At 72.4% G+C, this 12592-nt stretch carries 4 protein-coding genes and 1 pseudogene; all 5 read left to right on the forward strand.

What is annotated here, in order from left to right:
• Window positions 1–18 precede the first annotated feature (18 nt).
• The gene (locus IG88_RS0119665; RefSeq protein WP_031042656.1) at window positions 19–687 is read left to right on the forward strand and encodes an LmbU family transcriptional regulator; all 669 of its coding nucleotides are present in this window, start codon (window positions 19–21) and stop codon (window positions 685–687) included.
• Window positions 688–806: 119 nt separating this feature from the next.
• Window positions 807–1994 carry an NAD(P)/FAD-dependent oxidoreductase gene (locus tag IG88_RS0119670; RefSeq protein ID WP_031042659.1) on the forward strand — a complete coding sequence of 396 codons (1188 nt, stop codon included), beginning with the start codon at window positions 807–809 and terminating at the stop codon, window positions 1992–1994.
• Between the two features lie 42 nt (window positions 1995–2036).
• Window positions 2037–10703 carry a non-ribosomal peptide synthetase gene (locus IG88_RS0119675; RefSeq protein WP_031042662.1) on the forward strand — a complete coding sequence of 2889 codons (8667 nt, stop codon included), beginning with the start codon at window positions 2037–2039 and terminating at the stop codon, window positions 10701–10703.
• Window positions 10704–10711: 8 nt separating this feature from the next.
• Window positions 10712–11992 (forward strand): annotated as a pseudogene (locus IG88_RS38790) (condensation domain-containing protein); the annotation flags it as partial.
• Window positions 11993–12137: 145 nt separating this feature from the next.
• On the forward strand, window positions 12138–12592 hold a 455-nt coding region (locus tag IG88_RS44320), incomplete at its 3' end, for an AMP-binding protein (RefSeq protein ID WP_234332223.1).

The raw sequence follows: 12592 nt of genomic DNA on the forward strand, positions 1-12592 counted from the left end.
CAGATGGAGCCGGTGGGCGTGGGCAGCAGACCTGCCCAGGAGAACACGGTGCTGCCCTTTCTGGGCAGACAAGCGACGGTGCGCAAGGCCGGGATGGTCTTCTCCCGGGACATCTCGGAGCAGGCCTGGGAGCGGATCGGCAGTGGTCTGCGCGAGCTGACCAATTCGTCGGCATGGTGGCTCGCCGACTGGTTGATCTTCGGAGAGGCCGCCTACAGCTGCCGGCGGTACCGGGAGGCGATCGACCGGACCGGGCTCGACTACCAGACCCTGCGCAACTACGCGTGGGTGGCGCGGCGCTTCGAGTACCACCGCCGCCGGGCCGACCTCAGCTTCGCGCACCACGCCGAGGTGGCCCGGCTGTCGCCGCCGGAGCAGGACTACTGGCTGCGCAAGGCACAGCAGCACAAATGGTCGCGCAACGAACTCCGCAGGGCGGTCCGCGCGAGCCTGGCCGAACAGCTCGAAACGCCCGACGCCGCGACGGCCCGTTCCGGTGAGCGGCGGGCGGGCCACACGCCCGAGCAGGCGGGCGCCGACGCACGTCGGGAAGAGGTCGCCACGCTCACCATCGAGCTGTCCACCGGCCAGCTCGACAAGTACTCGAAGGTCGCCGCCGCGCACGGCCTCCCGCTGGAGAAGTGGGTCACCCAGATCCTCGACTCGGCCGACCGGCGCGTTTCCTGAGGCTCCTGCCGCCCACGCCCACGCCACCGGCCGGCACGGTGCCGCGATCCACGCACTCACCACGACCCTCCGGCTTCGGCCGGGCCCGAGCCAGCAGGTAACCGCGCAGGAGGAACGCCATGTACGACGCGATTGTCATCGGTGCCCGTTGTGCGGGTTCACCGACGGCCATGTTGCTGGCCCGGCAGGGATATCGCGTCCTGCTCCTGGAGAAGGCGCGATTCCCACGGGACAAGCTCTCCTCGCACTACATCCACCAGCCGGGTGTGGCACTGCTCGGCCGGTGGGGAGTCCTCGGCGACCTCGTCGAAGCGGGGTGCCCCGGGATCAACCGGGAGAGCTACCGGGGCCCCGACGTCCGGCTGGACGGCTTCTCCCTGGCGGTCGACGGCTACCGGACGACCTATGCGCCGCGGCGGTTCGTGCTCGACCCGATCCTCGCGCGCGCCGCCGTGGCGGCCGGCGTGGAGTTCCGGGAGTCCTGCACCGTCACCGGCCTGGTCTTCGAGAACGACCGGGTCGTCGGGGTGCGGTACCGGACGCCCGCCGGCGCCGAGACGACGGACCGGGCGCGGCTGGTCGTCGGCGCGGACGGCATGCGCTCCCTGGTGGCCCGCGAGGCCGGTGCGCGCAACGTCATCGAGGACCCGCGGATGACGTGCACCTACTACAGCTACTGGTCCGGGGTCCCCGCGCACTTCGAGCTGTTCGACCGCCCGGGTCGCTGGGTCGCCGCCGTTCCCACCAACGACGACCTGACGCTGATCATGACCTACTTCCCGCAGCGCGAGTACGCGGGCGTCCGCACCGCGGTGGAACCCGCGTACCTGGAGGCCGTCCGCACCACGGCGCCCGAGCTGTACGAACGCATGTCGGCGGGCACGCGCGAGGAGCAGCTGTACGGCACGGGGCACCAGGAGAACTTCTTCCGCCAGGCCCACGGGCCCGGCTGGGTACTGGTCGGTGACGCGGTGCACCACAAGGACTCCATCACGGCGCGCGGCATCACCGACGCCTTCGAGCAGGCGCAGTCGCTCGTCGAGCACATCGGGGACGGCCTGCACGACGAGGCCGCGCTCGGGGTGGCGCTGAAGCGCTACGAGAGCGGGCTGAACGCCCATTTCCTCAACCTCTACAAGGGCGTGCTCAACATGGCCGAGCTGAAACCCGAGGGGCGCACGGAGATGCTGCGGCACCTGGCCGGCCACCAGGACCTGATCGACCGGTACTTCTCCACGGTGTCCGGTGCGTGCTCCTTCGACGACTTCTACAACGAAGACCTTCTGGCCGTACTCGACCAGGTCTGAGTACCGCCGCATTCCTGATGGTTCTGCCGATTTGGAGACAGCATGATCCCGTTGTCGTTCGCGCAGCGTCGGCTCTGGTTCGTGGACCGGTTCGAGGGCCCGTCACCGACCTACAACGGCGCGCTCGGTCTGCGGCTGACCGGTGAGCTGAGCGTGAGCGCGCTGGAGTCGGCGCTGTGCGACGTCGTCGACCGGCACGAGGTCCTCCGCACGGTGATCATCGAGGACGGCGACGGCGTCCCGTACCAGCAGGTGCGGTCGTCCGCCGACGAACCGTTCAGGCTCTCGGTCGTCCATACCTCGCCGCAGCGGCGGGCGGCGGAGATCGACAGGGCCGCCACCGAGGTCTTCGACCTGGCCACCGACGCGCCGATCCGCGCGACGCTGGTCGGGTCCGGGCCCGGCGAGCACACCCTGGTGCTGGTCGTGCACCACATCGCCCTGGACGGCGAGTCCTTCGGGCCGCTCCTGCGCGACCTCACCACGGCCTACGCGGCGCGCCGGGAGGGCAGGGCACCGCAGTGGGAGCCGCTGCCGGTGCAGTACGCGGACTACACCCTCTGGCAGCGGGACGTCCTCGGCGACGACTCCGACCCGGACAGCCTGGCGGCCAGGCAGCTCGCGTACTGGCGCGAGGCGCTGGCGGACACGGTGCAGCCGCTGGCCCTGCCGACGGACCGCCCGCGGCCGAGGGCGATGAGCCCACGCGGCGGACTGGTCGAGTTCTCCGTCGGCCGCGACCTGCTCGCCGCCGTGGAGAAGCTGGCCGCGGAGCACGACACCACGGTGTCGATGGCGATGCACGCGGCGCTGGCGGTGCTCCTGCACCACCTCGGGTGCGGCGACGACGTGCCGATCGGCGCACCCATCGCGGGCCGCACCGACGAGGGACTGCGCGACCTCGTCGGCTTCTTCGTCAACACCTGGGTGCTGCGCGTCGACCTGTCCGGCAACCCCACCTACGCCGAGCTGCTCCGGCGGGTACGGGAACGGGCCCTGGGCGCGTACGACAACCAGGACATCCCCTTCGAGCGGCTGGTCGAACTGCTCAACCCGGACCGGTCCACCGCCTACCACCCGTTCTTCCAGGTCATGTTCGCCTGGCAGGAGGCCCCGGGCCGGCTGGACTTCGCCGGGGTCGACGTCGAGTACCTGACGCTGGAGACCGGGACGGCCAAGTTCGACCTGTTCTTCAACATGGTCCCGGACGGGACCGGCGGTGCGGGCTGCCGGGTGGAGTACAGCACCGACCTGTTCGACCGGGAGACGGTCGAGGGCATCGCGAGCCGGTTCGTCCGGGTGCTGGCCCAGCTCGTGTCCGGCCCGGGCCGCCGCATCGGCCGCGTCGACGTCCTCGACGCGGCCGAACGGGCGCGTCTGCTTGCCCCGTTGGACCTCACCGCCACAGCGGCGTCCGAGCGGACCGTCCCGGAGATGTTCGAGAACCAGGCGGCCAGGACCCCGGACGCGCCGGCGGTCGTGTGCGAGGACCGGACCCTGACCTACCGGGAACTCGCCGCCCGGGCCGACGGCATCGCCCGGGAACTGGTCCGGCGCGGCGCGGGACCGGAGGACCTGGTGGCGCTGGCGCTGCCGCGCACCGAGGACCTGGTCGCCGCACTGCTCGGGATCCTGAAGTCGGGCGCCGCCTATCTGCCGCTGGACCCGAAGTACCTCGGTGCCCGGGCGGAACGGGTGCTGTCGCAGGCGACCGTGCGGTTCGCGGTCACCGACGGCGCGACACGGCAGGTCCTGGCGGGGCGCGACGGGATCGCGGTCGTCGACCTCGACGACCGAGCCGGCTGGGACCCGCCCGGCGGGGCTCCGGACGCCACGGACCCGGTCCCCCGGCCGGCCCCGGACAACCTGGCGTACGTGATGTACACCTCCGGTTCCACCGGCGCGCCCAAGGGCGCGGCGATCACCCACCGCAACGTCGTCGACGGGGTGCTCGAACTGGTGCGCGGCATCGGCGCTCCGCCCGGCTGGAAGATGCTGGCCGGCACCTCGGTCAACTTCGACGTCTCGGTCTTCGAGCTGCTGTCCACCCTGTTCACCGGCGGCACCGTCGACCTGGTGCCCAACGCGCTGGCGCTCGCCGAGCGCGGCGCCTGGGACGGCCACGTGATCAGCGGCGTCCCGTCGGTGCTCGGCGAACTCGTCGACCACCTGGGCACGTCGCCCCATGTGCACACGGTGGTCTTCGCCGGTGACGTGCTGTCGGCCGGGCAGGTGCGGCAGATGCGGCAGGCCCTGCCCGCGGCGCGGATCGTCAACTCCTACGGACAGAGCGAGAGCTTCTACGCCACCATGTTCTCCCTGCCGACGGCCGAGGGGTGGGCCGAGGGCGACGTCGCGCCGATCGGCACCCCCCTGGGGAACATGCGCGCCTACGTGCTGGGCCCCGAGCTGGCCCCGGTGCCGCAGGGCGTGGTGGGCGAGCTGTACGTGGTGGGCACCTGCCTGGGCCGGGGATACCACGACCGGGCGGCCCTGACCGCCCAGCGGTACGTCGCGAGCCCGTTCGGTCCGCCCGGCGAGCGGATGTACCGCACCGGCGACCTGGCCCGGTGGAACAAGCAGGGCCGGCTGGAGTGCGTCGGCCGGGCCGACGCGCAGACCAAGATCCGCGGGTTCCGCATCGAACCGGCCGAGGTCGAGGCGGTGTGCGAGCTGCATCCCGGGATCACCCAGGCCGTGGTGGTCGCCCGGCAGGAGCCGAACGGAGTGCGGCGGCTCGTCGCGTACGTGGTGCAGATCGGCGAGGGGGCCGTCGGCGACGACGGCGCCGGCGGCATCGGCGCCGTGGACCTGCAGTTCGGTGTGTCGGCCGCCGAGCTGCGTACGTTCGTCGCGGCGCGACTGCCCGACTACATGGTGCCGTCCGCGTTCGTCGTGCTCGGCCGGCTGCCGCTGGGACCGACCGGCAAGGTGGACCGCTCCGCGCTGCCGGAGCCGGAGTTCGCGGGCGAGGCCTACCGGGCGCCGCGCACGGAGAACGAGACGATCATCGCGACGGCCTACGCCGACGTCCTGGGGGTGGAACGGGTCGGCGTCGACGACGACTTCTTCGCGGTGGGCGGGGACAGCCTCCGGTCGATTCAGGTGGTGGCCCGGGCGCGGGCCCGTGGTCTGGCCGTCACCACACGGGAGATATTCGAGCACCGCACGGCGGCCCGGCTGGCCGAAGTGGCCGCGGCCCGCGGTGACGGGCGGCCCGCGCTCGTGGAGGACGAGGCCGGCGGCCTCGGCCCGATGCCGCTTCCGCCGGTGGCACGACAGGTGTTCGAGCGCGGCGGTGTGACCGGCCGCTACGCCATGTCGATGGTGCTGGAGCTGCCCTCCGGCATCCACGGCGGCACACTGGCCGCCACCCTGGACGCGGTGCTCGACCGGCACGACCTCCTGCGGGCGCGGCTGGCCGGCGGCGACGAGCCGTCCCTCGTGGTGCCCGCGCCGGGCAGCGTCCGCGCCGGGGAACTGATCCGTCGGGTGCCCTGCGACGGGCGGTGGGAGGACCCGGCCACCCTGGCCGCGGCGAGGGCGGCGCTCCACGAGGCGACCGGACGGCTCGACCCGGAAGCCGGGATCATGGCCGCCTTCGTCTGGTTCGCGCCGAAGGCGGGTGCCGGACGCCTGCTCGTGGTGCTGCACCACCTGGTCGTGGACGGCGTCTCCTGGCGCATCCTCATGTCCGACCTCGCCGAGGCATGGCAGCAGGTCGCCTCCGGCCGGACGCCGGAACTGCCCGCCGTGGGCACCTCGGCCCGCCGATGGGCGTCGGCGCTGCGCAGCAGAGCGCTCACCCCCGAGGCGGCGGCGGAGCTGCCGTACTGGCACGGCGTGCTGGCCGAGCCGGAACCCGCGCTGGGCGCCCGGGCGTTCGACCCGGAGGTGGACCTGATGTCCACGGTCGACGGCATCCCGGTGGAACTGCCCGCCGAGGTCACCGAAGCGGTGCTGACCAAACTCCCCGCCGCCTTCCACGGCACCGCGACCGACGTGCTGCTCGCGGCTCTCGCCGTGGCCCTGGAACGCTGGCACGGCCGGGACCGCCCGACCCTGGTCCGGCTGGAGGGCCACGGACGTGAGGAGGACGTCGTCCCCGGGGCGGACCTCTCACGGACCGTCGGGTGGTTCACCAGCATGTACCCGGCCCGCGTCGACGTGCGCGGGGTGGACCTGACCGACGCGTTCGCCGGCGGCCCCTCGGCCGGCAAGGCGATCAAGCTCGTCAAGGAGCAACTGCGCGCGATCCCCGACAAGGGCATGGGGTTCGGGCTGCTGCGTCACCTGAACCCCGAGACGGCGGCCACGCTCGCGGAGCACCGGCCGCCACAGCTCGGCTTCAACTACCTCGGCCGGATCTCGGACACCGACGTGCCGGAACACCTGCGTGCCGCGGGCTGGGGCCCCTCGCCGTCATGGTCGGCGGCGCTGGTTCCGCAACCGGACCCGGACCTGCCCGCGCTGTCCGCGCTCGAAGTCAACGCCGTCGCCACGGACGGCCCCGACGGCACCCGGCTCCGGGCGGTCCTCGCCTTCCCCACCGGAGTGCTGACCCGCGAGCGGACCGCGGAACTGGCCGAGCTGTGGGTCCGGGCGCTGTCCGGGATGGCGGTCTACGCCGCTCGCCCGGACGTCGGCGGGCTGACCCCGTCGGACACCCCGCTGGTCACGGTGGGGCAGGACGAGATCGAGAGCTGGGAAACCCGGTACGGAAAGCTGACCGAGATCTGGCCGGTCACCCCGGCACAGGCCGGGATCCAGTTCCAGGCGGCGGTTGCCGAGGGCAGCTTCGACGTCTACCACATGCAGTTCGTCATGCAACTGTCCGGGCCAGTGGAACCGGCGCGGATGCGCAGGGCGGGGCAGGCACTGCTCGACCGGTACCCGAACCTGCGCTCCGCGTTCGTCACCGCCGCGAGCGGGGATCCCGTCCAGGTCGTCGCCGACCACGTCGACCTGCCGTGGCGGCACATCGACGCGTCCGGTCACGGCGGGGCCGAACGGGAGGAACTGCTGCGGCGGCTGCTCGCCGAGGACCGCACCGACCAGTTCGACCCCGCCCGGCCGCCGCTGATGCGCCTGGCACTGATCACCCAGGGTCCGGAGCGTTCCACCCTCGTCGTCACGGCGCACCACACGCTGTTCGACGGCTGGTCGTCTCCGCTGGTCATCGCGGAACTGAGCCGGCTGTACACCGGGTCGAGCGGTCTGCGCCCCGTCCCCAGCTACGCGGGCTACCTGAGCTGGCTGCGCGCACAGGACCGGGAGGCGACGGCCGCCCGGTGGACGGCGGAGCTGGCCGGCTTCGACGAACCGACCCTGGTCGCCCCGACGACACCGGCCGAGGGCGCGCCGACCGGCCTCGGCCGGGTCCCGGTACCGCTCTCCATCGACAAGGGACGCGGGCTCGCCGCGCGCGCCGCGGAGCTGGGCGTCACCCTGAACACGCTGCTGCAGGGCGCGTGGGCGCTGGTCCTGTCGACGCTGACCGGGCAGCAGGACGTGGTGTTCGGCGCGGCCGTCAACGGCCGTCCCGCGGACGTGCCGGGCTCGGACGAGATGATCGGCCTGTTCATCAACAGCCTGCCGATCAGGGTCTCCTGCCGGCCGGAGCAGAGCGTCGGCGACATGATCACCGAGTTGCAGGCCCGGCAGACCGCGCTGCTCGACCACCACTACTACGGGCTGGCCGACATCCAGCGCGACACCCAGATGCCCGCCCTGTTCGACACGATCATCGCGTTCGAGAACTACCCGATCGACCACGCGGGCATCACGGAGGCCAACTCCGCGGCGGGCTTCACCATCGACAGCATCCAGCCCTTCGCGGGCTCGCACTACCCCCTCAGCCTCAACGCCGCCGACCCCTACCTGCGCCTGTCCATCGACCATCAGAAGAACTTCTACGACCGGGAGGCGGCCGAGGCCGTCGCCGCCCGGCTGAGCCGCGTGCTCGAGCAGTTGCTCGCCGACCCGACGACGCCCGTCGGCGCCATCGACGTCCTCGCCGACCACGAGCGCGCGTGGCTGACGCGGCAGGGCGAGGGCAGGGTCACGACGGCCGCCGACGACACCTCGCCGGCCACCCTGCCCGACGCGTTCGCGGCCCAGGCCGGGCGGACCCCCGACCGCCCGGCGGTGGTCGGGGAGACCGAGACGCTGACCTACCGGGAGCTGGACCGGCGGGCCAATCGCCTGGCGCACTGGCTGATCGAACACGGCGCGGGGCCCGAGGCGGTGGTCGCGGTCCGGGTCCCCCGCTCCGTCGACCTCGTGGTGGCACTTCACGCGGTGGTCAAGGCGGGCGCGGCGTACCTGCCGGTCGGCACCGACCTGCCCGAGGACCGGGTGCGGCACATGTACGAAGCGGCGCCACCCCTGCTGGTGATCGACCGGACACTCCCGGACGTGTCCGGCTACCCGGAGGCGGAGCCGCCGCGCGCGCTGTCGCCGGACAACGCCGCCTACCTGATCCACACCTCGGGATCGACCGGCGGCCCCAAGGGCGTGCGGACGTCACACCGGTCGATCATGAACCGGTTGCGCTGGATGCAGGACGAGTACGGACTCACCGGCGACGACCGGGTGCTGCAGAAGACACCGGCGTCCTTCGACGTGTCGGTCTGGGAGTTCTTCTGGCCGTTGCAGCAGGGAGCGGCGCTGGTGGTCGCCGCCCCCGACGGACACAGGGACCCGGCCTACCTGGCCCGGCTCATCCGCGAACAGCACGTCACCACCTGCCACTTCGTACCGTCGATGCTGCAGGCGTTCCTGGCCGCGCCCGAGGCCGCACGGTGCGCCGGCGAGCTGCGCCGGGTGTTCGCCAGCGGTGAGGCCCTGCCGCGGGAGACCGCGAACGCCTTCGCCCGCACGCTGCCGGGCGTCGAGCTGCACAACCTGTACGGGCCGACGGAGGCGGCCGTGGACGTCACCCACCACGCCTGCGTCCCGGACGCCCCCGGTCCGGTGCCGATCGGGGAGCCGATCCACAACACCCGGGTGTACGTGCTCGACCCGGCCCTGCGCCTGGTCCCGCCCGGCGTCGCGGGCGAGCTGTACCTCGCGGGCACCGGCCTCGCCCGGGACTACGCCAGCCGGACCGCGCTGACCGCGAGCCGGTTCGTGGCGTGTCCGCACGGTGCGCCGGGGGCACGGATGTATCGCACGGGTGACCTCGTGCGGTGGAACCGGGACGGCGGGCTCGAATACCTCGGCCGCAACGACCACCAGGTGAAGATCCGCGGCTTCCGCATCGAGCTGGGCGAGATCGAGAACGCCCTGTCCCGCCATCCCGCCGTCTCCCAGGCCGTGGTGGCCGCCCGCCAGGACACCACCGGTGACCAGCGGCTGGTCGGCTACGTGGTGGTTGACCCCGAGGCGGCGCCCGCGGTGGTGCGGCTGCGCGAGCTGGCCGCCACCGGACGGCTGGCCGGGGTCGAACTGCACGAGCTGCCGAACGGAATGACGGTGGGGGGCCGCAACAAGTCGAACATCTCCTACCTGTACGACGAGATCTTCGAGCACCGCGAGTACGCGCGCGGCGGCGTGCGGGTCGACGACGGCGCGTGCATCGTCGACGTCGGCGGGCACGTGGGGATGTTCGGTCTGTGGGCCGGATCGGTGGCGCGTGACGTGAAGCTGTACGCGTGCGAGCCGATCCCGGAGACGGCCGACTTCTACCGCCTCAACGCCGACCTGCACGGCCTCGCGGCCGTCGTGACGACGTGCGGGATCTCGGACGCCCCGGGCCGCGCCCGGTTCACGTACTACCCGGAGATGTCCCTGATGTCCGGGCGCTACGCGGACGAGGCGGCGGAGCGGGAGACGCTGCGCCGGGTACTCGCCAACGACGGCACCACACCGGTCGTCGAGGACGACCAGCTCACCGACATGCTGTCCGACCGGCTGGCGAGCACCCAGGTCGACGTGGAGCTGCGCACCGTGTCGCAGGTGATCCGGGACAACGGCCTCACCCGCGTGGACCTGCTGAAGGTCGACGCGGAGAAGAGTGAACTGGCGGTCCTGCAGGGCATCGAGCCCGGGCACTGGCCGATCATCCGTCAGGTCGTGGCGGAGGTGCACGACGTCGACGACCGGGTCGCGGTCATCGGGCGGATGCTGGAGTCCAGGGGCTTCAGGGTCGTCGTGGAGACCCCGGAGGGACTCGAGGGCACCGGGATGAGCCAGGTGTACGCCACCCGGCCGGAGGACGCCGAGCGGTCGGCCGGAGCGCCGCCGTCCCGGTCCGGCGCCCGGTGGCACAGCCCGGACCAGCTCGTCCGCGACCTGCGCACGGACCTGGAACAGCGGCTGCCCGAGTACATGGTCCCCGGGCACCTGGTGATCCTCGACGAGCTTCCGCTGACCCCGAGCGGCAAGGCCGACCGCAAGGCGCTGCCTGCGCCCGACCAGGCCGGGGCGGCGACCGGGCGGAGGCCGCGCAACCACAACGAGGAAGTCCTGTGCGGGCTGTTCGCCGAGCTGCTCGGAGTCGAGGAGATCGGCACCGACGCCGACTTCTTCGAATGCGGCGGGCACTCACTGCTGGCCACCCGGCTGATCGGCCGTATCCGCCGGGAGTTCAACGTCGACCTCAAGGTCACGACGGTGTTCCGCTGCCCGACCGTGGCCGAGCTGGCGGTCCTGATCGATGAGTCGGCCACCTCGAAGCGCCCTCAGCTACGACCGACGAACGCGTAGGAGCGTCGATGATCCCGTTGTCCTTCGCCCAGCGCCGGCTGTGGTTCCTCAACCACCTGGAGGGCTCTTCCGCGACCTACAACGTTCCGTTCGTGCTGCGGCTGGAGGGGCCCCTGGACACCGCGGCCCTCGACGCGGCGGTGAGCGACGTCGTCACCCGGCACGAGAGTCTGCGCACCCTGATCGTGGAGGACTCGGGCGGCACACCCGCGCAGCGGGTCCTCGGCCCGCAGGAGGCGACCGTCCCCTTCCGGGTGGTCGACGTCGCCGCGTCCGCGGTGGACGCCGCGATGCACGAGGCCGCGTGCGAGGGATTCGACCTGAGCGCGGAACTTCCGCTGCGGACGACGGTCTTCCGCACCGCCCCGCAGGAGCACGTGCTGATGTTCGTGTTCCACCACATCGCCGCCGACGGATCGTCCATAGCGCCGTTCCTCGACAACCTGGCGTCCGCCTACGCGGCCCGCCGCGAGGGGGGCGCGCCGGTGTGGGAACCGCTGCCCGTGCAGTACAAGGACTACACGCTGTGGCAGCGGCAACTGCTCGGCGACGAAAACGATCCGGAGAGCGTCGCCGCACCGCAGCTCGCCTACTGGCGGCAGGAGCTGGCCGGGGTGCCTCAGCCGATCGCCCTGCCGCTGGACCGGCCCCGGCCGACGCACGCCGACCACCGCGGCGGCCACGTGTCCTTCGAGCTGGCACCGGAACTGCTCGCCCGACTGGGCAAGGTGGCCGCCGACCGGGGCGCCACGGCACCGATGATCGCCCAGGCCGCGCTGGCGGTGCTGTTGCAGAAGCTGGGCGGCGGCGACGACGTGACGATCGGCAGCCCGATCGAGGGGCGGACCGACGAGGCACTCGCCGATCTGATCGGGTTCTTCGTCAACACCTGGGTGCTGCGCGCGGACCTGTCGGGAACCCCGTCGTTCGGCCGCCTGCTGGACCAGGTGCGCGACAAGTCCCTCGCCGCGTACGACAACCAGGACATCCCCTTCGAACGGCTCGTGGAGCTGCTGGAGGTGGAGCGCTCGACCTCGTACCCGCCGCTGTTCCAGGTGATGCTGGCCTGGCAGTTCGTGTGGTCGCGGTTCGAGCTGCCGGGGCTGCGGGTGACTCCCGTCCCGGTCGGCACCGACACCGCGAAGCTCGACCTCTACTTCAACATCATCCCGGACGCGTCCGGGCGCGCGCACGGACGGCTCGAGTACGCGACGGAACTGTTCGACCACGCCACGGCGGTCGGGATCGTCGAGCGGTTCGTGCGCATCCTGAAGCAGGTCGCCCGGGACCCGGAGGTCTCCGTGGCGGACCTCGACGTGCTCGGTCCGCGGGAGCGGGAGCGGCTGCTGGCGGAGGTGAACGACACCGCGGAGCCGACGCTGGAGGGCGGGCTGGTCGCGGCGGTGGCGCGATCTCGTGGTGGCGCTGTGGGCGGTGCTGAAGTCGGGGGCGGCGTACGTCCCGGTCGATCCGGACCACCCGCGGGACCGGATCGACCACATCCTCTCGGACGCCCGCCCCGTCCTGGTCCTGGACGCCGGCACGCTGGCCGAGGCGGCCGGCGCCGGGCAGGAGGAGTCGGCGCCCGCCGTCCGTGTCGCGCCGGACAGCATCGCGTACGTCATCTACACGTCGGGTTCGACGGGCACCCCCAAGGGGGTCGCCGTCTCCCACGCCGCACTGGCGAACTTCCTGGCCGCGGCGGGCCGGCGGATTCCGCTGTCCCCGCGGGACCGGTGGCTCGCGGTCACCACGGTGTCGTTCGACATCGCCGCCCTCGAACTGTACGGGCCGTTGGTGTGTGGTGCGGCTGTGGTGGTGGCGCGGCGGGAGGTGGTGGTCGATCCGGGGGCTGTTGTGGGGTTGATGCGGCGTCATGGGGTGTCGGT

This window comes from Streptomyces sp. NRRL F-5650, assembly GCF_000721365.1.
GTDB lineage: Bacteria > Actinomycetota > Actinomycetes > Streptomycetales > Streptomycetaceae > Streptomyces > Streptomyces ardesiacus.